Origin of the sequence: Caballeronia sp. LZ019, from assembly GCF_031450825.1 — a bacterium.
In the GTDB taxonomy this organism is placed as follows: Bacteria; Pseudomonadota; Gammaproteobacteria; order Burkholderiales; family Burkholderiaceae; genus Caballeronia.
In genome coordinates this window covers 500207-523618 of sequence record NZ_JARTVZ010000001.1, presented here as the reverse complement: position 1 = coordinate 523618, position 23412 = coordinate 500207, and the positions used below count along the sequence as shown (strand labels likewise).

The following is a 23412-nucleotide window of genomic DNA, read 5'->3' as shown; positions in this document are numbered from 1 at the left end:
TCGCAAGACGATCAAAGCACGAGCCGCGCTTCCAGACCGCCGCCTTCGCGGTTATGGAGCGTGAGCGTGGCATCCATCGCGCGCGCAAGCTGGCGCGCGATGGCGAGTCCCAGCCCGGTTCCGCCCGTGCTTCTGTTGCGGGAGCCTTCGAGCCTCACGAACGGCTCGAACACCGCCTCGAGCGATGCATCGGGTATTCCGGGGCCGCGATCCATCACCGAGACGCGCGTGCGGCCATCGGCCAATGACTCGATGTGAATCTCGGCTGCGTCCGCGAACTTGAGCGCATTGTCGACCAGATTGCCGACGATGCGCCGCAACGCTTGTGGCCGTGTCACCAGCGGATGCCCGATGCGTCCTTCGAGCGACACGTTCCTGCGCGCATCGACATAATCGTCAACGATGCTTTCGATGAGCGCGTCCGGATCGACGCGCACCGCAGGCTCCTGCGTCCCGTGCAGCGTGCGTGCATACGTGACGCCTTCCTTCACGAGCGTCTCCATCTCCTGAAGGTCCTGCCGGAGCTTCGCGCCGGTTGCATCGTCGTCCATCACGTCGACGCGCAGACGCATGCGCGTGATCGGCGTTTGCAGGTCGTGCGTGATGGCGGCAAGAATCTGCATGCGCTGCGCCATGTACATCGCGACGCGGTCCTGCATCGCGTTGAAGGCTTTCGCCGCGCGCACGACTTCCTCGGGTCCGTGCTCGGGCAGGCGCTGTCCTTTGAGATCGGGGCCGAGCGTGTCGGCGGCGCGGGCGAGTTGCGCGAGCGGACGCGTCGCGAGCCGCACGGCGAGCCAGCTGCACGCGACGATCACCGCGAGCTGCAGCGCGAGCACGAACGGCAGCCAGCCGGATACGGGCGTGCCCTGCATCGGCCGCATGTCGATGGTGAGCGGCGAGCCGTCGGTGAGACGCAAATGCACCTGGAAGCGCTGCGTATCGCCGGGTACCGCATTCACGGTCAGCGGATATCGCTTGCCGATGCCATCGGCAATCGACTGCGCAAAGCGCGCCGACAACGCGGCGTCCGGCGCCGCGCCGCCCACGCCCGGCCCGAGCATGAATTCGTAGCTGCGCCGCGCAAGCCGTGGCAGCCATGCGGCGCGCTCGTCGGGCGGCAGATGATCGAGCAGCGCGACCGAGCTTGCCACTTCGCGCTCGACATAACCGGTCATGACGCTCGTCATGCTCTGGTCGCGCTCGGTCATCGTCAGCCAGAACGCGGCGGTCTGCGCGAGCGCGAGCCCGATCAGCAGGATCAGCGCGAGCCGCGCGAACAGCGTGCGCGGCCAGTGCAGCCATGCCGATGCGATGGCCGGCGCATTCGTCGATGCACCCATCTCCGCGCTCATTGAGCGCCGCCGAGCGGCGTGACGGCGGCGGAGAACACATAACCTTCGCTGCGCAGCGTCTTGATGTAGCGGGGCTCGCGCGCCTCGTCTCTCAAACGCTGACGCAGGCGGCTCACGAGAAGATCGATGGAGCGATCGAACGCATCCGCCTGGCGGCCCTGCGTGAGGTTGAGCAACTGGTCGCGCGTGAGCACGTGTTGAGGATGATCGAGAAACACGCGCAGCAAGCGATATTCGGCGCCCGATAGCGCGACCATCGTGCCTTCCGCATCGAGCAGATGGCGTGCGGTGGTATCGAGCCGCCAGTCGCCGAATGCGAGCAGCGGCGCGGTCTCCGTCACCTCCATGCCCGGCGGCAGCATGCGCGTGCGCCGCAGCACCGAGCGCATGCGCGCGAGCAGTTCGCGCACGGCGAAGGGCTTCGGCAAGTAATCGTCGGCGCCCATTTCGAGCCCGAGAATGCGGTCCGCTTCCTCGTTGCGCGCGGTGAGCATCAGCACCGGGACCGCGCGGAACTTGCCCGCTCGCAGTTCGCGGCATAGCACGAGGCCGTCTTCGCCGGGGAGCATCAGGTCCAGCACGATCAGATCGGGCGCGCCCTGTTCGAGCGCGGCGCGCATCTGACGGCCATTCGCGGCGAGCGACACGCGCATGCCGTTCTTCTCGAGATACGTCGCGAGCAATTCGCGGATGCCGCGATCGTCGTCGACGATCAGCACATGGTCGGTGTGTTCCATCGCTCGTTCAGGATCTCTTGCGCTTGATTTGCAGCCGGGCGGGATGGATCAGCAGACAGTGCACCGGATGCGCCAGTTCGGTTGCCATCCCTCCAGCGACGAGGGCGACGATTGCGAGCATACGCTTCACGACATTGCTCCAGCATGGATGATGGAAGCTTTATATCGCGAAACGCGCCGGCATTCGACTCGCGGCGGAAGCGTTTTGTATCGCAGTGTATCCGCTGTCGCACGCGATACATGACGATTCGAACACCCCGCTTCGCTGAAACATGACGGATACACCGCGGCGTTCCAATACGTCAACGGCAGCAAGCGAAGCAGGCGCCGTCAAGACGTTCAACCGTTCAATCATTCAATCGCAGAGGACCATCATGAAGACTTCGATCATCGCTTTCGTACTCGCCGCCAGTGCTTTCGCCGGAGCCGCGCAAGCCGCCGTCACGAGCGCTGCCGCCATGCCGGACACCTCCGTTGCGCAGCAGGCGCATCGCGACATGGGCAAGACGCGCGCCGAAGTGCGCAACGAACTCGTGCAGGCGCAAAAAAGCGGGCAGATCGCCGCGCTGTCGAGCCTGTATCGCGGCAGCTAAGACGGTCGATCAACACGATACTTTGAGGAACACACCATGACGAAGCCCATCGACACCGTTCTCTACACCGGCAGCACTCACGTGACGGGAGGCCGCGAAGGCCACGCGCGCAGCACCGACGGCCGGCTCGACATTCAACTCTCGCCGCCCGGATCGGCGGGCGCGGGCACCAATCCCGAGCAGCTATTCGCGGCGGGCTGGTCGGCCTGTTTCATCGGCGCAATGAGCAAGGCCGCCGCGAAACTGCAGGTGAAGCTGCCCGCCGATACCGCCGTCGATGCCGAAGTCGATCTCGGCACCAACGAAGGCGGCTATCAGTTGCGTGCGCGGCTTGCGGTGAGTCTGCCGGGCATCGAGCGCGACGTGGCGGCGGCCATCGTGGAGGGCGCGCATGGCACGTGTCCGTATTCGAAGGCGACGCGCGGGAATATCGACGTGACCATTCGCGTCGTGTGAGGCAGTGCGATCGTCGGATGAAGGCGTGCCGTGATGCACGCCTTCGCGCCGATATCAGGCCGGAATGATGCGCTCCGCCTTCAGGCGGTCGAACAGGTCGAAGAACGAATCAGGCGTGCTCTGATAGTCGAGGAAGCCGGCCTTGCGGCTCTTCGCCATATCCGTCAGCACTTCCATCGGGCGGCCGAGGTCGGCATCCGTATGCCACCACGAGACGAGCTTGTCGATGTCCGCTTCGGCAAGCGAATGACGCGCGGCAATGTCGGCCCAGACCCTGGCGGCATGCTGCATGCGGTTTTCGAGGGGCCGCGTCTGACCGTCGAAGGGCGCGGGTTCCACGCCGAAATAACCGGCGATACGCTCCCACATCCACTTCCAGCGAAACACGTCGCCATTGACGACGTTGAACGCTTCGTCACGCGCCATCGGCGAGGTCGCGGCCCATTCGAGCTGACGCGCGAGCAGGCGCGCATCGGTCATGTCGGTGAGTCCGTTCCATTGCGCAGCCGAACCCGGGAACACGAAAGGCTCGCCCGTCGCCTTGCAAAGCGTCGCATAGACGGCGAGCGTGACGCCCATGTTCATCGCATTGCCGACCGCATAGCCGATGATCGTATGCGGACGATGCACGCTCCAGCCGAAGCCGTACTGTCCCGCCGCTTCGAAGAGCCGATCTTCCTGCTCGTAGTAGAAGTTGTTGACGGGTTGCCGGCCCTGTTCTTCGCGAAAGGGCGTCATCGGCACGGCGCCCTTCGCATACGCCTCGAATGGTCCGAGATAATGCTTCAGGCCCGTGACGAGCGCGGCATGCTCGATCGATCCCGTCGGCCCCAGCGCACCGAGCACGTTGGAGACCATCGCGCCGTTCACGCGGATGTTCTCCGCTTCTGTGGCCTGCCGCGACCATGCGGTGAAGAAGACGTGGCTGAATTGCTGACCCCCGAGGGCATCCGCCACCGACGACGCCGATGTGAGATCCGCCGTGATCGATTCCATGCCGGCAGGCGCAGGCGTTCTGCCACGCGATAGCCCGGTGATCGACCAGTCGCCGCGCGATTGAAGATGCTCGAAAAGATTGCGTCCGACGACGCCTGTTGCGCCGATGATGAGTGCTCGATTGTCCATTGCAGTCCGTGCTCGTGCTTCGGTTTAACGACGTGATCGCGTTAGTGTGACGGATTGCGCCCGACCCTGCTTGGATGCGACGCGATCGCCTAGACTCATAGGACCGCCCACGCCTGCACGGCGAAGGAGGCGATATGGTCGCTCACGACATTGCCGACAAGCGCTTCAGCGGCGCGATCCCCGAGATATACGACGCATACCTCGTGCCGCTGATGTTCCAGCACTATGCCGATGACATCGCGGCTCGCGTCGCGTTGCGAAGACCCGCGCGCGTGCTCGAAGTGGCGGCGGGAACGGGCGTCGTCACGCGCGCGCTGTCGAACGCGCTGGACGAATCGGCCAGCATCGTCGCAACGGACCTCAATCCGGCGATGCTCGAACGCGCACGAGCCAACGGCACCGCGAGGCCCGTCGAGTGGCGGCAAGCCGACGCCCTGTGCTTGCCCTTCGACGATGCCTCCTTCGATGCGGTCGTCTGTCAGTTCGGCGCGATGTTCTTTCCCGACAAGCCCAAAGCCTTCGCGCAGATGCGCCGCGTCTTGCGCACCGATGGCGTGTTCATCTTCAACGTGTGGGACCGCATCGAGCACAACGCGTTCGCTTTAACCGTGACACAGACGATGTCGCGCATCTTCGCCACCGATCCGCCGATGTTCTTCGTTCGTACGCCGCACGATTATTACGAACGTTCGGTCATCGAGCGCGACCTGCGTGGAGGGAGCTTCGACAAAAGCCCGACGTTCGACGACGTGGCTGGTCACAGTCGTGCTGATTCGGCGATGACAGCGGCCATCGGCTTCTGTCAGGGCACACCTTTGCGGTTCGAGATCGAAGCGCGCGGGCCAGATGCATTGTCGATTGCAACGGATGCCTGCGCGGCCGCCATCGCCGATGAGTTCGGACACGAAGCCATCGAAGGCGCGATGCAGGCAACCGTGGTTATCGCAGAGACATGAGTGAGTTCGGATCACTACATTCTCATTACAGTTTCGCGTATGCGCGCCGATAAGCAAGTGACCCCAAGACCCAGCGCAGGATCGTTTGACTTGCGCGCGCATAGACGAGAGAGATGAACACTTTGACCATTCGGGCGCGGCTTGCGCTCACCATGACCTTTCTGGGCTGTCTGCTTTGCGTCTGCGTAGGCTTCGGCCTTTACGGAATGAATGCGATCGACGCGTCCGCGAGAGATCTGGGCCTGAGCACGCTGCCGTCCGTGAATGCGCTAGGCGTCTCCGACATCTACCTGAGCCGCGCGCGCATGCAACTCGATGCCTATGCGCTCGAGCCTGACGCACCCGGCGCGGGCGAAGCGCGTGCGCGCGCCGAGAGCCTCCTGAACAGCGCCGACGACTGGTACAGGAAATACGATGCGATCCCGCGCGGCACGGATGAAGACATGATCGCGAAAGAGGTCGTCGCGGCGCGGGCGGACATGCGCAAGGCCATCGAAGCGTTCGGCGCGGCCATCGGCAGGCACGATCAGGAGCAGGTCCGCCGCTCGGCGCTGAATGAACTGCCGGCGTCGTATGACCGCGTGAGCGCGGCGTTCAGGAAGCTGCGCGAATTCCAGCTTACCGACGCGGCGCGTCAGGATGCGGAGAACGACAGCAAGGTATCGACGCTGCGCATCATCGGCCTGGTTTCGCTGCTCGTGGGTATCGCCGCTGCGGTATCGGGCTGGTACTTCCTTCGACGCGCGATCATGACGCCGCTCGCAGAGGCGCTCGATCATTTCGAACATATCTCGAGCGGCGACCTGACACGAGAAGTGATAGTCAGGACACACGATGAAATGGGGCGCTTGCTTGCCGGCGTCGCGGCCATGAAGGACAAGCTCGCGGTGACGGTCGGCAGCGTGCGAGCCAGCGGCGAAGCGATCGCGAGCGCAAGCAAGGAAATCGCGGCGGGCAACACGGACCTGTCGTCACGCACCGAGGAGCAGGCGGCGTCGCTGCAGGAAACGGCGGCGAGCATGGAGCAGTTGACGTCCACCGTCAAACAGAATTCCGACAACGCGAAGCAGGCGAGCAGCCTCGCCGACAATGCCAACGCAGTGGCGAGCGAAGGCAGCGCGATCGTCGGGCAAGTGGTCGAAACGATGGCCGGCATCGAACAGAGTTCGGGCAAGATCGCCGAGATCATCGGCATGATCGAAGGCATTGCGTTTCAGACGAACATCCTCGCGCTCAACGCGGCAGTCGAAGCGGCCCGCGCCGGTGAGCAGGGCCGCGGCTTCGCAGTCGTGGCGAGCGAAGTGCGCAGCCTTGCGCAGCGCTCGTCGAGTGCCGCGAAGGAGATCAAGGACCTCATCGAAACGTCGGGCAGCCGCGTGCACGCGGGCACCGAACTCGTCGCTCAGGCAGGCGAGACGATGCAGAAGGTCGGCACCGCGATTCAGCGCGTGACGGACATCATGGGCGAGATCGCGGCGGCATCGCATGAACAGAGTCGCGGCATCGAGCAGGTGAATCAGGCGATTGCGCAGATGGACGAGGTCACGCAGCAGAACGCCGCGCTCGTCGAAGAAGCGGCGGCCGCAGCCGGCTCGCTGGAGGACCAGGCCGAACAACTGCGCGGGGCGGTCGCGGTGTTTCGGACGGGGACGCCGGTGCCCGCGATTACGTCCCCGGCGCGCAGCGCCACGCAACCGAAGCGCGCCGTGAAGACGCTTTCCGCAGCCGAAGGCGACTGGGCGACGTTCTGACGAATCGAGCGCTAGTGATCCGTCAGAAAGTCCGGATGACTCGCGCGAATCTGATCGATCTGGCCGAGCGTGCCCGACAGATGGCTGCGCATCGCGGCTTGCGCGGCGTCGGGATCGCTCGCTTCGATGGCGTCGACGATAGCCGTGTGATCGCGCACCACGGCCGTCGTCTTGCCTTCGACGGGCAAGGTCAGCCGCCGCAGCCGGTCGATATGGCCGCTGCGCCGCCGCACCAGTTCCCACAATTGCGGCACGCCCGCAGCCTCCAGCATCTGCCGGTGAAACTCCTGATCGAGCAGCACGAAGCGCTCGTTGTCGGCGGGATCGAGCACGCGGCTTTGCGCGTCGATGGTGGCGCGCAGGCGGTCGATCAGCGCGGCGTCGCGCTCGATCGCCAGCGTGCGGACCACTTCGATTTCGATTGACCGGCGCAGAAAGTGCGCCTGCAGCGCGGCGCTCACGCTGATGCGGCTCACGACCGTCGCGTGCTGCGGAAAGATGTTGACGAGACCCTCCTCGCCGAGTTTCATCAGCGCGTCGCGCACCGGCGTCTGGCTGAGACCGTACTGGGCGGCGAGATCGGCGCGCGAAAGCACGCTGCCGGGCGCGAGTTGAAGCGAGACGATCATCGCGCGCAGCCGTTCGAAGACTTGCGGCGCGGCGTGGCGGGAGCGGTCGAGGCGATGCGCCATCGGTGGTGCGTCGTTGAGATTCATGCTGAAAGCTTAATCGAAGACGGATTCGGTCCGTAGCATACCAACCCGCGCATTGGAGCCGAACGGTCTGCCCTGCTCAGTACTTTCCCCAATGAAACACTAATATATTAGTGTTTAACATGCACGGACTTCCTCGCTAACTGGATTTCCGACATGACGCGCGACATCACCATCACCCAGGTTCGAATCACGCCGATCGCCTTTCGCGACGGCCCGTTGCTCAACGCTGCGGGCATTCACGAGCCGTGGGCGTTGCGCGCGATCGTCGAACTGGAGACGAGCGACGGCCGCGTCGGCATCTCCGAAACCTACGGCGACGAACCGATGCTGCGCGTGCTCGATCAGGCGAAGTCGCTGGCCATCGGCCTTTCGCCGTTCGATCTGAACGCGATGGAAGAACGCGTGCGCGCGACGATCAGGGCGACGCCAGGCGCGGTCGAGTTCGAGCTTGCCCCAGGCTCCCATGCGGCGAAGAACGCGCCGAAGGTCATCAGCACGCTGGAGGTGGCGATGCTCGATTTGCAAGGGCAGATCGTCGGCGCGCCGGTCGTGGACTTGCTGGGCGGCAAAGTGCGCGACGCGGTGCCGTACAGCGCCTACCTGTTCTTCAAGTACGCGGAGCATATCGATAAACCGTACGCGCCCGATGCATGGGGCGAGGGCATCAGCCCGGAACAGATCGTGGCGCAGGCGCAGCGCATGATCGATTTATACGGATTCCAAAGTATCAAGCTGAAGGGCGGCGTTTTCGAGCCGTCGCATGAGATCGCCTGCATGAAGGCGCTTGCGAAGGCGTTCCCCGGCATGCCGCTACGCCTCGATCCGAACGCGAACTGGACGCTGCAGACCAGTATCGCGGCCGCACCCGAGCTCGACGAAATCCTCGAATACTACGAAGACCCTTGCCCCGGTCTCGAAGGCATGGCCGAGTTGCAGAAGCATACGAAGCTGCCGCTCGCGACCAACATGGTCATCACGACGATGGACGATTTCCGTCGCGGCTGCAACATGGGCTCGATCAAAGTATTGCTTTCGGATCACCACTACTGGGGCGGCCTGCGCGCGACGCAGACGCTCGCGCGCATGTGCCGTCTGTGGGGCTTCGGCATGTCGATGCACTCGAACTCGCACCTGGGCATCAGCCTCATGGCGATGACGCACGTCGCCGCGAGCATCCCCAATCTCACGTACGCCTGCGACACGCACTATCCGTGGCAGGAGGAAGAGGTCATCAAGGGCGGCCGCGTGAAGTTCGATAACGGCGCGGTGCGCGTGCCGACGACGCCGGGTCTCGGCGTCGAACTGGACCGCGAGCAGCTCGCCGTGCTGCACGAGCAATACCTCGCGTGCGGCGTGCGCAATCGCGATGACCTGACGCAGATGCGCAAGTATCAGCCGGACTTCAGCGGCAAGAACCCGCGCTTCTGACCGGCTCGACGCTCGACACCCATAACGAAGGAGACAGTTTCATGAGCAACCGAGCCGACGCGCTGCAAAGCGCCGTCAAGAAAATCAAGTGGCACGTGCTGCCGCTTTTCGTGGTGATGTTCATCGTCAACTACATCGACCGCGTGAACATCGGCTTCGTGCGGCAGCACTTGAGCGCCGATCTCGGCATTGGCGCGGCGGCGTATGGTCTCGGCGCGGGGCTTTTCTTCGTCAGCTATGCGGTGTTCGAAGTGCCGTCGAACATGCTGTTGCAGCGCTTCGGCGCGAAGGCGTGGCTCACGCGCATCATGGTGACGTGGGGGCTGGCGGCGGTCGGCATGGCGTTCGTGCGCGGCGAGACCTCGTTCTACGTGATGCGTCTCGTGCTCGGCGCGGCGGAAGCGGGCTTCTTTCCCGGCGTCGTCTTCTATTTCACGCAATGGCTGCCGCGCGATCAGCGGGGCCGCGCAATGGCGATCTTCCTGTCCGGCTCGGCGCTCGCCTCGGTGTTTTCAGGGCCGATTTCCGGCGCGTTGCTGCTGATCGAAGGCCACGGCCTGCACGGCTGGCAGTGGATGTTCATCATCGAAGGCATGGCCTCGGTGGTGCTCGCGGGCTTCGTGTGGTTCTGGCTCGACTCTAAGCCGCATGACGCGAAGTGGCTCACGCGCGCCGAGCAGGATGCGCTCGTCGCCGAAATCGAAGGAGAGCAGCGCGAGCGCGAATCCACGCATGTGGCGAAGCCATCGGCGCTGAGCCTGCTGCGCGATCCGCAGATCGTCATCTTCTGCCTGATCTATTTCTCGGTATCCCTGACGATCTACGGCGCGACCTTCTGGCTGCCGAGCATCATCCGCAAGATGGGGCATCTGAACGACTTCCAGGTCGGCCTGTTCAACTCGGTGCCGTGGCTCATTTCGATCGTCGCGATGTATATGTTCGCGGCACTGGCGGCGCGCTTCAAGTTCCAGCAGGCGTGGGTCGCATGTGTCCTGCTGATCGCGGCGGCGGGCATGTATGCGGCGGGCACGGGCAGCGCAGTGTTTTCGTTCGTCGCGATCTGCTTTGCGGCAATCGGCTTCAAGGCGGCTTCTTCGCTGTTCTGGCCGATCCCCCAGGGCTATCTCGATGCGCGCATCGCCGCTCCCGTGATTGCGCTCATCAACTCGATCGGCAATCTCGGCGGCTTCGTCGCGCCCGCGACCTTCGGCTTTCTGGAGCAGAAGACCGGCTCGATTCAGGGCGGGCTGACCGCGCTCGCGGCGATGTCGGTGGCGGCTTCGGTCATCGTCTTCTTCGCGCGCATGACGCCCGCGGTTCGGGGTCATGCACGAGTCACGCGGCGCGGAACGTGATGGCGGTGCGCGCTATCGCCCGAGTTCCTTGAGATAAGCTGCACGCGCTGCATAGGCGGTGTTGGCGAAGTCGGTGAACACGCCATCGACGCCCGTGCGGTAGAACTTCAGATACTCGGCCGACGGATCGCCTTTGTAGTCCGCAGCAAGGTACTTCTTCTCGTTGCGGAACGTGAAGACGTGAACGAAGAGGCCGGCCTTGTGCGCGTCGCTGACGACGCTCGTGGCGGGCTGCGAGGTCGCTTGCGCAGTCGAGCCGGTGAATGGCGAGCCGTCGGCGTTGGTCGCGGGGAACGGCGCGATCCTGAGCGGTACGATCTGCGGCTTCCACGGACCGATGCCATCCGCATACGTCCTGATCTGCGCGAGACCTTGCGGCGTGAGCATCGCGTCGAACCAGCGCGGATCGCCGGCAACGGTCCAGTCGAACGGACGGCTATCGGTGATCTCGTTGTAGATGACCGCGCCCGTGCGATAGTCGACGTCGTAGCCATCGATCAGTTGCACGAGCTTCGTATTGAGGCCGTGCGCGCGCATGTATTGCAGGCTCGACGGCTCGAAGCTCTGCACGAACACGGCGGCGTCGTGAGTATTGAGCTGGTTGTCGTTCAAAATCTTGATGAGCGCGTCTTCGAGCGGATGGCTGCCCGGCGCGCCGCATCCGTTGGCGATGGCCTGCGCGTTGTTCCACGTCGGGTTCTTCGTCTCCGGATACACGGAAAGCGTGCGGCCTGTTGCAGCGCTTTGCGCCTTCGCGATATCGATGATCTGCTGGAACGTCAGAACGGGATACTTGCCGTTGTATTCGGACGGACGCTCGTTCGCGGCATCGTACGTGGTGCCGCCGATCAGCGTGCCGAGTTCGGCGGCGGTGAAGTCCGTGATGGACCAGTCGCCGGTGTGATCCTCGCCATCGACGATCAGCGACTTCAGCACCGACTTCGGATCGTTCGGATCGGTCAGGTCCGTCAGATATTGCGAAGGCCCGGTCTGCGGCGTGCTCTGCCATTTCACATTGACGAGCACGCCGGGCACCGTGCGCTTTCTCGCGGCAACGGATGCGTTCGTTTTGGCGACCTCCGCGATGTTCGTATTGTCCGACAGCCACGGGTTATGCCGCGCGACGAGCACGCAATCCTTCGACAAGTGCAAATCTTCTTCGAGTGCATCCGCGCCGCTGGTCGCGGCCAGTTCATACGATGGCTGCGTCTCCTCGGGCCGCAAGCCCGGCAGGCCGCGATGCCCGATGACGAGCGGCATCCTGCCATCGAGCGTCGAGAATGCGGCGGGGGCGGGCGCATTGGGCGCAGCGTCGCTTCCGTCGCCATGACAGGCGGCAAGCGTCAGGGTGAATGCAGTCAGTGCCAGCGAAAATTTCGGCATTGCGGGTAGAGCGTGCTTTCGATCGCGCTTCATCGGCTTTCCGTGTCCTTATGATGGTCCCCGCGCATGATGCGAGAGCGCGGTGACCGTCATATGTCCGGAAGCTCTCAATCGGCTTTCAGTGAAGGATCCTCACCTGGCGTCGAGCTGCCAGCGCAGGATCGGATGCTGCGCGCCTGCGGGCATGACCCATGTGCCGTTCGGGCCGAAGTTCCAGCTTGCATCGAAGCTCGATGCCGTCCGCATTTCGACCGTGGTGAGACCGTTCGCAGGCGGAACCGGCGTGCCGCCGTAGACGGATTTGTCCGTCATGGTCATTGTCCGGTCCCAGTAGACGTTGTTCGCAATCGATCCCGCATTTGAAAACGCTACGCCGCCTTTGAGTTCGGCATTGAATTGCGGAACGATGTTCGTGCTCGCGAACGATTCGCTGATCGTGCCTGTCTTGTTGTTATCGAGCACGAGACCGCCGTTGTAGTACATCTGCGCGCTGCCCGACGCATACGACTGTGTGATCGATCCGTTGTTCTGCGAAACGAGCCCGCCGCCTTCCGAATGCGATCCGCCATACACGGCGCCAGTGGCGAACGACTGAACGATCTTGCCGTTATTGATGCCGACGAGACCGCCGAACTCGCCCTGGCTGCCGACATTCGCGCTGCTCCACGATCGTTCGATGGTGCCTTCGTTTTGCGCGACCAGCCCGCCGCCGCCGGGTCCGCTGACTTCGGGCGAGCCTGCGCTTCCGGTGGTATAGACGTTCGAAACCAGCCCGCGGTTGATGCCGGTCAGTATGCCGGCACCCGCATTGTAGGAGCCGTAGGCGGTCGAATCGATAATGCCCAGATTGCGCACGACGCCCCCATAGAAAATTGCGCCGAAGAGCCCGACGTAGCTCGGATCCTCGCCGACGCTATATCCGTGGAACTGGCTGATGGTGTGACCCATGCCGTCGAACTGTCCGGATAGCGCGATGCCTCCGCCGATCACGTTGATCTTGCCCGCGTCCGCGCTCAGATCGAGATCGCGGCCGAGCGCGTAGTTAGGCATGAGGTTCTCACCCATCTTGACGAGGTCGGCGTTCGAATTGACGAGGTAATAGGGCGTGTATTGCGTGGTCATGCCGCTGAAAGGCGCCGGTTTCCACGATGCGTTCTGCAGCACGTTCCCCGCTGTGTAGGTCCCGTTGAGGTCGAAGTAGGCGGACACGATGCCCGTACCTTGCGACCAGTCGATGGTGCCGCCATTCGTTACGCTGCCGCCGTTATCGCGTGCCGCCGAATCGGCGCGCAGCGTCAGATTCCCGGCGCCGGCGTTCGACAGCGTCGCGAGCGGGCCGAGCGTCACGCTATGCAGTGCGTTCAACACGAGGCTGGCGCCACCGGTCCAGTGCAGCGGCGCGCTCATGTCGATATCGCCGCTTGCGTTGTGCGCGCCCGTCGCGTTGACGGTGATCGACGTGCCGCTCGACAGATTGCGCGCAAGCGTCGCGGAGTTGAGCGGTCCTGCATTGAAGACCGGCGCGCTGATGTTCCATAGGGCGGCGCTGATCGCTGCGTCGTCGAGATGAAGCGCGTCGCCGGTCGTGATCACCGTGCCGCCAGCGCCATCCACATTCGATGCCTCGACCTTCGCATGGATGTGCGCCGTGCCGCGATCCGCGACGAGCCATACCTTGCCTTCACGAATCGCCGTGCCGGTGGCGCGCAAATCGGCGTGCTGGCCGGCGAGCGCGAACACGTTGCCGTCGGCTGCACGCAGATCGATCTGGGCGGCGTCTATCGTGCCCTTGTTCACCACATCGCCGCGTGTGCCGGCCTGCACGAAGACTTGCGGGCCGGTCGCCGAATCACGCAGCAACATCTGATTGCCGGTGGCGAGTTCGACCGATCCCTTTGGCGCGGTGATGCTGCCATCGTTCTCGACGAGCTTCCGGGAGATGAGAAATACATCGCCGCCGGTCGAGTCGATCTTGCCGAGATTGACGACGACGGCATCACTCGATCCGGTGAGACCGAGCGTTCCGCCGCTCATGAAGGCGTAATTGTCGACATCGAGCGTGGATGCGACGAAGCGGCCGCCTGTCGTCACGATGCCGTTCGCGCCTATCACGACGCCTTGTGGATTGATGAGATAGAAGCTGCCCGAGGCTCCGAGCTTGCCATCGATGACCGAGCGCTCCGTACCGGTCACGCGGCTCAGCGTGGCGCCGGTGCCGTTAAATACGTTGACGGTGTTGCCATTGCCGATGGAGAAGCTGCGCCAGTCGATCACGCCGCGCGGCGTGTTCTGCACGATGTTGACGGTACTGCCCTGCGTCGTGATGGACCCGGTGCCCGCGACGTACTGACCTCCCTGCGGCAGCGGCCCGGCTGCGATGGACGTATTGACCAGTGCGGAAAGAAGTGCGGCGAACATGGCATCGCGCGTGAGGCGAAGCGGTAAGAGAGGACGATCGATAGCGAACCTGCGATGCACATCGGCAAAAAGATCACGACTACGCATGCCGTACTCCTCGGTTTGGTTTAAGCGCTTCCCTTGTCTTTGCCTTACTGTTTTAGACTAAAGTGGAATCGCTCAACCGAGATTCGATGGTGCACTGCATGGCGATATCAATTGCCCGCGCATGCCCAGCAAAATCCCGTGCCGAGCGCTGACATTGCCCCGCTAATCAAGTGAGTTGTGACTAGCGGTTCATATGCCACGCAGAACGTCTCGATCAGCCAGGCGCGTTCACGCAAGCAAGCGCGCGATAAGATCGGGCGTTGTCCGCACTTTGTATTTTCGCAACAGGCTCGCGCGATGAATATCGACCGTGCGCGGACTGATGTTCAATTCCTTGCCGATCTCCTTGCTCGTCATCCCATGCACGAGATATGCGGCCACATCGCGCTCGCGTTCGGTCAGCGTGCTTGCGACATCGGTCTGCTTGCCGTTGTCCGACAGATCGGTGAACGTCCACATCGCCAGTTCGAAAGGACGCTTCGGGTTGTAGCCGAAGCCGCGCACCGTTACCCAGAAATGACTGCCGTCAATGCGGCGCATGATGCGATCGTCACTGAATACCGCGCGCTTCGCGATGAGCGGCGCGAGACGGCGGCCGGTCGTCGCGAAGTCTTTCTGCTGGGGGTAGAGCTTGGAGAACGACTGATCCACGATGTCGCTGCGTTCGGCTCTGAACAGTTCCAGCGCGCGCATATTGCAGTTGACCATGATCCGTTCGCGAGCCACGATGACCGCGACGGGCAAGTGCCTGAAAAGGTCCTCGTAATCGAGCGTGCGCGTCGGATCGGTCGTGGTCGGCATGGGGTCTTTGTCGTGCGTAGCTCCTGTGCAGTGTAGCCTGACCGTGTCCGATTCAGCCGTTCCAGACTTCACCGAATACGCGAAGCCAGTTTTCCCCCATCACTTTCCTGATGCGCGATTCGCTCCAGCCCGCGCGCTGCATCGCGGCAGTGAGATTCGGAAATTCACCGATCGTGCGAATGCCTTCCGGATTCACGACCTTGCCGAAGTCCGTGAGACGACGATAACGGCCTTTGTCATGCGTGATCCAGTCGAAAAACTCAGTGCTATAACCCTGAGTGAAGTCCGTGCCGATACCGACCTTGTCTTCGCCGATCACATCGATGACATATTCGATTGCCTCGAGATAGTCATCGACGGTTGCGTCCGCGCCGCGCCGCAGAAACGGCATGAACATCGTCACGCCGACGAAGCCGTTCGCTTCCGCAATCTCGCGAAGCTGGTCGTCCGTCTTGTTGCGCGGGTGCTCCTTCAATCCCGATGGACAGCAATGCGAGTAGGTGACGGGCTTCTTCGAGCACGCAATCGCATCCGAAGAAGTCTTCGCACCGACATGCGATAAATCCACCATGATGCCCACGCGGTTCATCTCCTGAATCACCTCGCGGCCGTATCCCGACAGTCCGCCGTCCGGTTCATAGGAGCCCGTGCCGACCAGGTTCTGCGTGTTGTAGCAGAGCTGTACGACGTTGACTCCGAGTTCCTTGAACACTTCGATATAGCCGAGATTGTCTTCGAACGCGTAAGAGTTCTGGAAGCCGAAAATGATCCCGGTCTTGTTCTCTTTCTTGGCGCGAAGAATGTCGTCCGTGGTGCGGACGAGCGTGAGAATCTCACTGTATTCGCGGATCTGCTGTTTCATTTCCGCGATGTTGTCGATGGTTTTCTGGAAGTCGTCCCACACCGAAACGGTGCAGTTCACGGCGGTCACGCCGCCCTTGCGCATGTCCTCGAAGACGGAACGTTCGAACTTCGAAATGTTCAATCCGTCGATGATGATGCTCGAATCGTGCAGGCTGTTCATCGATTCATTCCTGAAAGAGTGGCGTCGCTCAGACGGTGCGCTTGTATGCGCGTTTCACGGACGCGGCCTGGTTTCGGTTATTCGTCGCGGCGCCGGCATCTTTCAGCGCGGTCTTCGACGTTTCGTGCAGCGAGAGACCGCCGATCATCGCGAGGATCGATATCGCGATCAGATAGTACGCCGGCGACAGGTTCGTTCCCGTGGAGGAAATGAGCCACGTGGCGACGAGCGGCGCGGTGCCGCCGAAAATCGTGTACGCAAGGTTGTAGGTGATGGCGGACGCCGTGTAGCGCGTTTTCGTCGCGAACACTTCCGACATCAACGGCGCAGTCACCACGCCCGAAAGCACGGCGCCGATGGCAAGCAGCGCGACGCCCAGCAACGACTGCGAGAGCACGCCAGAGCCGCCCAGTGAGAAAGCCGGATAAACCGACGCGATGATGAAGACGCACGTCGTTGCAATCGTCGCGCGGCGGCCCACGCGATCCGAGAAGAGGCCGGCGAGCGGGCACAGGGCCGCCGCGAAGAAGAGCGCGAGCACGGTCACGAGCAGCGACGTGCCGCGTGAGAGATGCCCGGCCACTTGCAAATAGGTGGCGAAGTAAGTCGTGAACGTATAGAACGACAACGCCGTCACCGACACGAACGCACCCAGCTTCAATATATTCCACGACTGCGAATGCAGGGTTTCCATGAGCGGCGCATGCGCGACTTCATGCTTGCCTTCGAGGGCCTGGAACGCGGGCGTTTCGTTGAGATTGACGCGCAAATAGACGCCGATGAGACCGACCGGCGCCGCGATCAGGAACGGCACGCGCCAGCCCCATTCGATCATCGCTTGCGCGGACAGCGTCGACTCGAGCAGATACGCCACCACGGCGGCGCATGCAAACGACGAGAACGTCGAGACCGGAACGAAGCTGCCGAAGAATGCGCGGCGGCGGCGCGGCGCATGTTCCATCACATAGGCGCAGGCGCCCGCATACTCGCCCCCTGCGGAAAACCCTTGCACGCAGCGGATGATCGTAAGCAGCAGCGGCGCCCAGTAACCGATGGTCGCGTAGGTCGGAAGCAGACCGATGAGCGTCGTCGAACCGGCCATCAGCAGGATCGTGAAGGCAAGGGTGCGCTTGCGGCCGATCCGGTCGCCGACGATGCCGAAGACCAGCCCGCCGAGCGGCCGGAATGCGAACGCAACGGCAAAGACCGCGAAGGTCTTGAGCAGGCCGACCGTGGGGTCGCCGCTCGGAAAGAACTCGCGCGTGAGAATGGTGGCGAGAAATCCGTACGCGGCGAAGTCGAACCATTCGACGAAGTTGCCGATCGAGGCTGCCGCGATGACGCGTCGCAACGTTCCGGTGTCAACTTCCTGGCTGCGTTGATCTGGCATGGTGCCTCTCCTCTTCAAGTGTCGATGCCTTGCGGTGTCCGAACGAGAGTAGAGGCTCAAATTACCTAGGTCCATACGTGTCAATTACCTAGGTAATCGGGGGTGTCCGATGCGAGATGCGCGACAGGGCGGCGATCGCGTTGCGCTTCGAATACGCGTCGATTGACGGCGCGCGGTTCATTGCCGTATTTCTAACGCCGAGTCGGTTTGCCTGGCTGCAACTCTTTTTAACGTAAATGCGAGTGTCTCTGAGAAACCGGTTCGCGAATCATCGCAGCAATGTATTCGGCGATTCAGTCGGACTGCGTTTGCGATTAATTCGCTCGGTGTCGCGCGTATATGGCATAGTCGCGACATCGTCATTGAATGGGAGAATCAGAATGGCAACAATTGATAGCCTGAATGCAAGGATTGCGAAGCTGCAGGCTCAGGCCGAAGTGCTTAGAAAGAAGCAGTCAGCCGGTGTCATCGCGCAAATCCAGCGCCTAATGAAAGAACACGGTTTAACCGTCGATGATCTCGGGCGAGACAGCGGAAGTAAAAGCCGGGGCACCGAAGCGAAAAGCGAATCGAATGCGTCGGCGCGGTATCGTGATCCGAAAAGCGGCGCTGAATGGAGCGGTCGCGGCCGCGCGCCGGGCTGGATTGCGAACGCGAAGAATCGGAACCGCTTTTTGATCGACGGTAATGCGGCGAGTGCAACGGGATCTGCCGAGAAAGCGCCCGCCAAGGCCGGCAATTATGTCAGGGGTCCGCAGCCGGCGAAGTATCGCGATCCGAAGTCCGGTGCGACGTGGAGCGGCCGAGGCAAAGCGCCGGCCTGGCTCGCGGGCGCAAAAGACAGAAACAAATTCCTGATCGATGCGGCGGAAGCCGACACGCAAACTCAGTCATCGGGCGGTAAAGGCGCTTTGGCGACTGCTCGCAAGAAAGGCGCTGCGAAGAAGTCGTCCGCCACGGCTAAGAAAGCGCCGGCAAAGCGAGCGGCGGCCGCCAATAAAACGTCAGCTTCCGCCAGGAAGCCCGCAAGCAAGAAGGCCACTGCTAAAAAAGCTGCACGGAAGGCCGCGCCCGGCGCTGCGATGAATGGCGCAAACGGAGCGAGCAAGGACGCGTCGGGACTCGGAGGCGCGGAGCAGGCTGTCTGATTGCGTCGGGGGAGAAAGCGCGTGTGGAACCGATGATTGATCCGGTCTGTCACTCAGGATATTCTTGCTTCGTTCGTCGTCGTCGAATGCAGGTCAACCGGAGACAACCGTTTGATGAACCGCGCGTTGGCTTTCTCCTGCACGATCGCCATAAGCGCGATTCTTTGCGGATGCAACAAGGACGGGTCGCGAAACGCGGCTCAGGATTCGGGCGCATCGGCGAGTTCGGCGGCGCAGAGTGCGAGCGCCGCCGTCCCTGCATCGGGGACACAGGAACGCGGTGCGTTGTCGGCCATCGCCCAGGCGCAGTTGCCGGGAGAAGCTGCCGAAACGCTGCGTCTGATCAAAGCGGGCGGACCATTTCCTTTCGGCGAAGACGGTGTCCTGTTCCGCAACAGCGCGGTGTTGCTGCCGCAACATCCTCGCGGCTACTACCATGCATACACGGTGCGTACGCCCGGTTCCACCGATCGGGGGCAACGGCGCATCGTATGCGGCGGGCCGCGCAAGCAGACGAGTGACTGCTATTACACCGATGATTATTACGCGACCTTCAAGCGTATCGCGCAGTGAGTTTCTGTAGAGCCGGAGAGAAAGTCGCCGCGATGCACCGGAAGTTGCGAGCGCGAATCGAATCCCAATCTGCACCGTGAACGACGGCACTCCCTTGGTTGACGGCAACGCGCGTTAATTCTTGATGCGCGAGCCGGCAATGTCTCTGCTTGTCCGGCCTGTGCGCGTCGCATCTGAGAGCCGTGGCGCTCGAGCATCGCCGCCAGACTCAACTTTCCTCTTTCCCCGCCGATATTTCACCCAGCAGCCGAAAGGCTGACGAAAGATCGGGACGGATGCGTAAAGCAAAGAGGAAGGACGAAATGAGAAGACTGAGTTTCAGGGCGACGCTGTGGAGTACCGTCGGGTTCATCTGGGTGAGCCTGATCGTGCTGTCGCTGTTGAGCGCGACGATGACCCGCACGCTGATGATGCACGACCGCCAGCGCGGCCTCGCCGAGCAAGTGCAGTCCGCGGTGAGCGTGGTGAACCACTATGTCAAACAGGCGCAGAGCGGCGCGATGTCCGAGGCCGACGCGAAGCAGGCAGCCATCGCGCATCTGCGCCCCGTCCGCTACGGACAAAGCGGCTACATGCTCGTCGTCGATTCGAACATGCTGCAGTTGCTGAACCCGATTCGCCCCGAAACCGAAAACAAGATCAACGATCTCGTCGACAAGACGGGCAAGCATTTCACCGCCGAAATCGTCAAGCACGGGCTCGACGGCACCCATCTCACGAGCTATCTCTACCCGAAGCCGGGCGAGACGGACGCTCTGCCGAAAACCGCATACGGCGAATACGTGCGCGCATGGGACTGGCACGTCTATACCGGCGCCTACGTCGATGACATCGATAGCGAATTCGGCGTGCGGCTGCTCGAGATGCTCGGCATCGTCGGCGTCGTGGGCCTGCTGCTGACGGTGGCGATGGGCTGGATCATCCGCAACGTGCTGAAGAAGCTGGGCGGCGATCCGCAAGACGTCGCCGATGCGTGCGAACGTATCGCAGCGGGCAATCTCACCGAACCGGTTCACGTTCCCGCCGGCTACGACAAGAGCCTGATGGCGTCCGTGCGTGCGATGCAGGACCGCCTGCTCGACGCGATCGGCGCGGTCACGACATCCGCGACCGCCATTGCCAGCGCGACCAACGAGATCGCGGCGGGCAACACGGACTTGTCCGCGCGCACGGAAGAGCAGGCCGCGTCGCTTCAGCAGACAGCGGCGAGCATGGAAGAACTCACTGGCACCGTCAGGCAGAACGCGGACAACGCGCGCCAGGCAAGCGGCCTCGCCGATAACGCCAGTGCGGTGGCCAACGAAGGCGCGGCGATCGTCGGTCAGGTCGTCGATACGATGGCCGGCATTCAGGAAAGCTCAGGCAGGATTGCGGACATCATCGGCATCATCGAAGGCATTGCTTTTCAGACCAACATTCTCGCGCTGAACGCAGCCGTGGAAGCCGCGCGTGCGGGCGAGCAGGGCCGGGGCTTCGCAGTCGTCGCGAGCGAAGTACGCAGTCTCGCGCAGCGTTCTTCGAGCGCCGCGAAGGAAATCAAGGCGCTGATCGAAACATCGGGCGATCGCGTGGGCGCGGGCACGGAACTGGTCGCGCAGGCAGGCGAGACGATGCGCAGCGTGCAGTCCGCCATTCAGCGCGTGACCGATATCATGGGCGAGATCGCGTCGGCGTCGCATGAGCAAAGCCGCGGCATCGAACAGGTGAATCAGGCCATCACGCAGATGGATGAAGTCACGCAGCAAAACGCCGCGCTCGTCGAGCAGGCAGCCGCAGCGGCCGGGTCACTCGACGATCAGGCGAAGCAGCTTCGGCAAGCGGTGGCCATTTTCCGGACGAGTCGCGCCAGTGCGGAAGCCGCTCCGGCGAAGACTACGGTTGCCGCGCCGGCGAACATCAAGAGCCGTATTGCGCCTAAAGCGACGAAACGCGCGACGGCCGATGCAGTTTCGCCGGCAATGGCCGCCACCGGGTCCGACAAAGACTGGGAGACGTTCTAAGGCGACGTGCGCGAGCGGACCGGTGCTGTGCTAGCCTCGTCTTCACGCTGCTATCGCGTGGACTCATGAGGCGATCCATGAAGCACCTATCGCTCGTTGCCGTGATGCTTTTGCTGATCGCAGCGAATCTGCACGCCCATGCGCAGGGCACACGTCTCACCGATGCCCAAATGGCTGGCGTCTTCATCGTCGCCAATCAGGTGGAAATGGCAGTTGGCCAACTCGCCTTGCGCAGAACGCAGTCGCTCAGCATTCAGAACTACGCGCGCAGAATGATCGCCGAACATGACGGCATGAACCGTCAGATGGCCGCCATGCTCGACCGGCTGGGCGAGCGGGCGCAATCGAGCGCGATGAGCGAGTCGATGGCGCGGCAGCTACGCGACGACCTCGCCGCGCTCGACGATGTGCAAAGCCGCGATTTCGATCTCGCGTACCTGGAGCATGAAATCGGGTGGCATCAGCGATCGATCGCGGCGTTCGACGGCTTCATCCGCACGACGACGAGCGCCGACGTCAAGGCGCTGCTGGCGGCGTCGCGTCCGGCGTGCATCCTGCATCTGGATCAGGCGCGGCGGCTGGAATGGGCGCTCGGCCGGTGAATCGAAGCGCTGCTTTGTACGCAGCCGCTGCTACTCCAGCGGCGCGACGGACGCACCGGCAATTCCATGCCGCTTCAACGCTTCCGCGACGAAGCCGGATCCCTTCATCTCCTCCACGAATGCACGCAGCAAGTCGGCCGCCGCGTCCCCGCGGCTTTTCGGCGTGCCCATCGCTTGCCGGATGACCATGAAGCGTTCGCCAAGGAGCCGCAATCCGGGCGTGCGCGCGGCGTCCGCTTCCAGTTGCTGACGCACGCCCGCCGCCACATCCAGCCCTTGGTCGATGAACGTCTGCACGACCGCTTGCGATGTCGGCGCGCGAACGATTTGTGCATGCTTCAGTTCGCGTGTCAGAAAGAGATCGTACGCGCTGCCTTTGCCGACCGTCACGCGAACGCCTTCACGATCCACCTGATCGTTGGCACGGATGCTCGATTCGTCGCGCACGAGATAGCAGCCTTCGATCAGCACGTACGGCGCCGTGAATGCGATGCTTTCGCCGCGCAGCGGATCGATCGCGAAGAAGCCGATGTCCGCCTGCTCGTTGGCGACGGCTTCGACCGACTTGCCGGCGGTATCGAAGGCGACGAGTTCGATATCGACATTCAGCCGCCGCGCGAACTCGCGCGCGAGATCGATCGATACGCCGAACGGCTCGCCGGTATCCGCGCGCCTGTTGGCGAGGATCGGATTGCCGAGGTTGATGGATGCCCGCAATCTGCCTTCAGGCGCAATCTTTCGAACGACGTCTTGATCGATATGCATGATGGTGTCGGTGATAACTCAAGGGTGGAGAATGCTCGGAGAACTCGTCGGGGCAGAAGAGGCTTCAGGCGATCATCGACGATGCGGAAAACCGGGCTCGTCTGCTGCGCCGGGGCGACGGCGCGAAAACATCCTGTTCGGCGCGCGCGTCGAGCTTGATTCTATCGTCAGCACGCGCCGTTCATAAGGATGCCGTCCGATGCTCTATCCTCTGACGCTCGCCGCCGGCGCGGCGCGTCTGTCACGCTGGCTCACGCGCCATCCCCGAATGCAGCAAGTGCAACGCTGGACGTTCGGCGCGACCTTGCTCGCCTTTGTTGCGCGCCTGTCGCTGGAATGAGTCACTTCGCTGCTTGCCGATGATATGAAGTTTTTGCCGTTACTAGGGGTATACGCAGGGTCTTAATTACCGCCTGACTTTCGTAAAATGCAGGTAAAACATTCCAACATATCTGAGAGAAAGCGGTAATGGAAAGCCAATACGAAGTGCTCTACAAGGGGTGCACCCTCACGCCGCTCGCCGTCGAGGACGGTGCGTTCTACACGGCGATGCTCATCTTGCGTGCGCCCGATGGCGGAATGCGCGCGAGCGGCGCACTCGGCCAGTTCGCGTGCGCGTTATCGGCGAGGCGGTATGCACTGGCCTACGGCATGGCCGATGTCGACCACCGCGAACCGCCGCTTCCTGACTGGCCGCCGGTTCAGGCGAGAGCGGCAGGGGCGGTGCATCGCGCAAGGGCGTAACGGCG

The 23412-nt window shown here is 62.8% G+C and carries 23 protein-coding genes; 12 read left to right on the top strand and 11 right to left on the bottom strand.

Annotated features, from left to right (window positions below; all coding sequences use genetic code 11):
- Positions 1-11: 11 nt before the first annotated feature.
- Genes P9255_RS02265 through P9255_RS02255 form a run of 3 tightly spaced genes read right to left on the bottom strand, consistent with a single transcriptional unit; the run spans position 12 to position 2222 of the window.
- Complete coding sequence (locus tag P9255_RS02265; protein WP_309789094.1) at positions 12-1355, bottom strand: HAMP domain-containing sensor histidine kinase; 1344 nt, start codon at positions 1353-1355, stop codon at positions 12-14.
- Positions 1352-2092: a response regulator gene (locus tag P9255_RS02260; RefSeq protein ID WP_309768669.1), complete on the bottom strand. Its 741-nt coding sequence runs from the start codon at positions 2090-2092 to the stop codon at positions 1352-1354. The genes P9255_RS02265 and P9255_RS02260 overlap by 4 nt, the downstream gene beginning before the upstream one ends.
- A 7-nt stretch (positions 2093-2099) precedes the next feature.
- Positions 2100-2222, bottom strand: coding sequence for a hypothetical protein (locus P9255_RS02255; RefSeq protein WP_309768668.1), 123 nt, complete (start codon positions 2220-2222; stop codon positions 2100-2102).
- A gap of 244 nt (positions 2223-2466) precedes the next feature.
- On the opposite strand from P9255_RS02255, the gene P9255_RS02250 reads away from it, so the two are divergent.
- A complete protein-coding gene (locus P9255_RS02250) occupies positions 2467-2685 on the top strand; it encodes a DUF4148 domain-containing protein (protein WP_309768667.1) in 219 nt (72 codons plus the stop codon).
- 36 nt (positions 2686-2721) lie between these two features.
- Positions 2722-3141 carry an organic hydroperoxide resistance protein gene (locus P9255_RS02245; RefSeq protein WP_309768666.1) on the top strand — a complete coding sequence of 140 codons (420 nt, stop codon included), beginning with the start codon at positions 2722-2724 and terminating at the stop codon, positions 3139-3141.
- A gap of 54 nt (positions 3142-3195) precedes the next feature.
- Here the strand turns inward: P9255_RS02245 and P9255_RS02240 are convergent, their stop codons facing one another.
- Positions 3196-4266: an SDR family oxidoreductase gene (locus P9255_RS02240; protein WP_309789093.1), complete on the bottom strand. Its 1071-nt coding sequence runs from the start codon at positions 4264-4266 to the stop codon at positions 3196-3198.
- 134 nt (positions 4267-4400) lie between these two features.
- Between P9255_RS02240 and P9255_RS02235 the strand changes: the two genes are divergently transcribed.
- Complete coding sequence (locus tag P9255_RS02235) at positions 4401-5222, top strand: methyltransferase domain-containing protein (protein ID WP_309789092.1); 822 nt, start codon at positions 4401-4403, stop codon at positions 5220-5222.
- 113 nt (positions 5223-5335) lie between these two features.
- Positions 5336-6973 (top strand): methyl-accepting chemotaxis protein, encoded by a 1638-nt coding sequence (locus P9255_RS02230; protein WP_309768663.1) that lies wholly within the window; start codon positions 5336-5338, stop codon positions 6971-6973.
- 11 nt (positions 6974-6984) lie between these two features.
- Here the strand turns inward: P9255_RS02230 and P9255_RS02225 are convergent, their stop codons facing one another.
- Positions 6985-7689 carry a GntR family transcriptional regulator gene (locus P9255_RS02225; RefSeq protein ID WP_309789091.1) on the bottom strand — a complete coding sequence of 235 codons (705 nt, stop codon included), beginning with the start codon at positions 7687-7689 and terminating at the stop codon, positions 6985-6987.
- Positions 7690-7842: 153 nt separating this feature from the next.
- On the opposite strand from P9255_RS02225, the gene P9255_RS02220 reads away from it, so the two are divergent.
- Together P9255_RS02220 and P9255_RS02215 are read left to right on the top strand one after the other, a co-directional pair.
- On the top strand, positions 7843-9117 hold the full coding sequence (locus tag P9255_RS02220) for a glucarate dehydratase family protein (RefSeq protein WP_309768661.1): 1275 nt from the start codon (positions 7843-7845) through the stop codon (positions 9115-9117).
- A gap of 41 nt (positions 9118-9158) precedes the next feature.
- Positions 9159-10472, top strand: coding sequence for an MFS transporter (locus P9255_RS02215; protein ID WP_309768660.1), 1314 nt, complete (start codon positions 9159-9161; stop codon positions 10470-10472).
- A 12-nt stretch (positions 10473-10484) separates the two neighbouring features.
- Here P9255_RS02215 and P9255_RS02210 read toward each other — a convergent pair whose 3' ends face one another.
- From P9255_RS02210 to P9255_RS02190, 5 genes are all read right to left on the bottom strand, one after another.
- Positions 10485-11888, bottom strand: a complete 1404-nt coding sequence (locus tag P9255_RS02210; RefSeq protein WP_309768659.1) for a glycerophosphodiester phosphodiesterase family protein — start codon at positions 11886-11888, stop codon at positions 10485-10487.
- A gap of 99 nt (positions 11889-11987) precedes the next feature.
- The gene (locus tag P9255_RS02205) at positions 11988-14273 is read right to left on the bottom strand and encodes a filamentous hemagglutinin N-terminal domain-containing protein (protein WP_309768658.1); all 2286 of its coding nucleotides are present in this window, start codon (positions 14271-14273) and stop codon (positions 11988-11990) included.
- A gap of 315 nt (positions 14274-14588) precedes the next feature.
- The gene (locus tag P9255_RS02200) at positions 14589-15161 is read right to left on the bottom strand and encodes a PAS and helix-turn-helix domain-containing protein (RefSeq protein WP_309789090.1); all 573 of its coding nucleotides are present in this window, start codon (positions 15159-15161) and stop codon (positions 14589-14591) included.
- 52 nt (positions 15162-15213) lie between these two features.
- Positions 15214-16185, bottom strand: coding sequence for a dipeptidase (locus P9255_RS02195; RefSeq protein ID WP_309768656.1), 972 nt, complete (start codon positions 16183-16185; stop codon positions 15214-15216).
- 28 nt (positions 16186-16213) lie between these two features.
- Positions 16214-17575 carry an MFS transporter gene (locus P9255_RS02190; RefSeq protein WP_309789089.1) on the bottom strand — a complete coding sequence of 454 codons (1362 nt, stop codon included), beginning with the start codon at positions 17573-17575 and terminating at the stop codon, positions 16214-16216.
- Positions 17576-17955: 380 nt separating this feature from the next.
- Here P9255_RS02190 and P9255_RS02185 point away from each other — a divergent pair, with 380 nt between their 5' ends.
- From P9255_RS02185 to P9255_RS02170, 4 genes are all read left to right on the top strand, one after another.
- Positions 17956-18723: an H-NS family nucleoid-associated regulatory protein gene (locus P9255_RS02185; protein WP_309768654.1), complete on the top strand. Its 768-nt coding sequence runs from the start codon at positions 17956-17958 to the stop codon at positions 18721-18723.
- Positions 18724-18837: 114 nt separating this feature from the next.
- Positions 18838-19296 carry a ribonuclease gene (locus P9255_RS02180; protein WP_309768653.1) on the top strand — a complete coding sequence of 153 codons (459 nt, stop codon included), beginning with the start codon at positions 18838-18840 and terminating at the stop codon, positions 19294-19296.
- A gap of 302 nt (positions 19297-19598) precedes the next feature.
- Complete coding sequence (locus P9255_RS02175; protein WP_309768652.1) at positions 19599-21296, top strand: methyl-accepting chemotaxis protein; 1698 nt, start codon at positions 19599-19601, stop codon at positions 21294-21296.
- 77 nt (positions 21297-21373) lie between these two features.
- Positions 21374-21898, top strand: coding sequence for a DUF4142 domain-containing protein (locus P9255_RS02170; RefSeq protein ID WP_309768651.1), 525 nt, complete (start codon positions 21374-21376; stop codon positions 21896-21898).
- Between the two features lie 30 nt (positions 21899-21928).
- On the opposite strand, the gene P9255_RS02165 is transcribed toward P9255_RS02170, so the two are convergent.
- Entirely contained in the window at positions 21929-22663 is a 735-nt protein-coding gene (locus P9255_RS02165) for an ABC transporter substrate-binding protein (protein ID WP_309768650.1), read from the bottom strand.
- A 199-nt stretch (positions 22664-22862) separates the two neighbouring features.
- Between P9255_RS02165 and P9255_RS02160 the strand changes: the two genes are divergently transcribed.
- Both P9255_RS02160 and P9255_RS02155 read left to right on the top strand, forming a co-directional pair.
- Positions 22863-23003, top strand: coding sequence for a hypothetical protein (locus tag P9255_RS02160; RefSeq protein WP_309768649.1), 141 nt, complete (start codon positions 22863-22865; stop codon positions 23001-23003).
- A gap of 128 nt (positions 23004-23131) precedes the next feature.
- Entirely contained in the window at positions 23132-23407 is a 276-nt protein-coding gene (locus tag P9255_RS02155; RefSeq protein ID WP_309768648.1) for a hypothetical protein, read from the top strand.
- The last annotated feature ends 5 nt before the right edge of the window (positions 23408-23412 follow it).

What these genes read in the sequence shown, in the direction of transcription:
- P9255_RS02225 (WP_309789091.1), bottom strand. Translation starts at nt 7,689, where the DNA reads ATGAATCTCAACGACGCACCACCGATGGCGCATCGCCTCGACCGCTCC.
- P9255_RS02230 (WP_309768663.1), top strand. Translation starts at nt 5,336, where the DNA reads ATGAACACTTTGACCATTCGGGCGCGGCTTGCGCTCACCATGACCTTT.
- P9255_RS02250 (WP_309768667.1), top strand. Translation starts at nt 2,467, where the DNA reads ATGAAGACTTCGATCATCGCTTTCGTACTCGCCGCCAGTGCTTTCGCC.
- P9255_RS02185 (WP_309768654.1), top strand. Translation starts at nt 17,956, where the DNA reads ATGGCAACAATTGATAGCCTGAATGCAAGGATTGCGAAGCTGCAGGCT.
- P9255_RS02240 (WP_309789093.1), bottom strand. Translation starts at nt 4,266, where the DNA reads ATGGACAATCGAGCACTCATCATCGGCGCAACAGGCGTCGTCGGACGC.
- P9255_RS02265 (WP_309789094.1), bottom strand. Translation starts at nt 1,355, where the DNA reads ATGAGCGCGGAGATGGGTGCATCGACGAATGCGCCGGCCATCGCATCG.
- P9255_RS02200 (WP_309789090.1), bottom strand. Translation starts at nt 15,161, where the DNA reads ATGCCGACCACGACCGATCCGACGCGCACGCTCGATTACGAGGACCTT.
- P9255_RS02155 (WP_309768648.1), top strand. Translation starts at nt 23,132, where the DNA reads ATGGAAAGCCAATACGAAGTGCTCTACAAGGGGTGCACCCTCACGCCG.
- P9255_RS02260 (WP_309768669.1), bottom strand. Translation starts at nt 2,092, where the DNA reads ATGGAACACACCGACCATGTGCTGATCGTCGACGACGATCGCGGCATC.
- P9255_RS02175 (WP_309768652.1), top strand. Translation starts at nt 19,599, where the DNA reads ATGAGAAGACTGAGTTTCAGGGCGACGCTGTGGAGTACCGTCGGGTTC.
- P9255_RS02180 (WP_309768653.1), top strand. Translation starts at nt 18,838, where the DNA reads ATGAACCGCGCGTTGGCTTTCTCCTGCACGATCGCCATAAGCGCGATT.
- P9255_RS02235 (WP_309789092.1), top strand. Translation starts at nt 4,401, where the DNA reads ATGGTCGCTCACGACATTGCCGACAAGCGCTTCAGCGGCGCGATCCCC.
- P9255_RS02160 (WP_309768649.1), top strand. Translation starts at nt 22,863, where the DNA reads ATGCTCTATCCTCTGACGCTCGCCGCCGGCGCGGCGCGTCTGTCACGC.
- P9255_RS02170 (WP_309768651.1), top strand. Translation starts at nt 21,374, where the DNA reads ATGAAGCACCTATCGCTCGTTGCCGTGATGCTTTTGCTGATCGCAGCG.
- P9255_RS02190 (WP_309789089.1), bottom strand. Translation starts at nt 17,575, where the DNA reads ATGCCAGATCAACGCAGCCAGGAAGTTGACACCGGAACGTTGCGACGC.
- P9255_RS02220 (WP_309768661.1), top strand. Translation starts at nt 7,843, where the DNA reads ATGACGCGCGACATCACCATCACCCAGGTTCGAATCACGCCGATCGCC.
- P9255_RS02165 (WP_309768650.1), bottom strand. Translation starts at nt 22,663, where the DNA reads ATGCATATCGATCAAGACGTCGTTCGAAAGATTGCGCCTGAAGGCAGA.
- P9255_RS02215 (WP_309768660.1), top strand. Translation starts at nt 9,159, where the DNA reads ATGAGCAACCGAGCCGACGCGCTGCAAAGCGCCGTCAAGAAAATCAAG.
- P9255_RS02205 (WP_309768658.1), bottom strand. Translation starts at nt 14,273, where the DNA reads ATGTTCGCCGCACTTCTTTCCGCACTGGTCAATACGTCCATCGCAGCC.
- P9255_RS02210 (WP_309768659.1), bottom strand. Translation starts at nt 11,888, where the DNA reads ATGAAGCGCGATCGAAAGCACGCTCTACCCGCAATGCCGAAATTTTCG.
- P9255_RS02245 (WP_309768666.1), top strand. Translation starts at nt 2,722, where the DNA reads ATGACGAAGCCCATCGACACCGTTCTCTACACCGGCAGCACTCACGTG.
- P9255_RS02195 (WP_309768656.1), bottom strand. Translation starts at nt 16,185, where the DNA reads ATGAACAGCCTGCACGATTCGAGCATCATCATCGACGGATTGAACATT.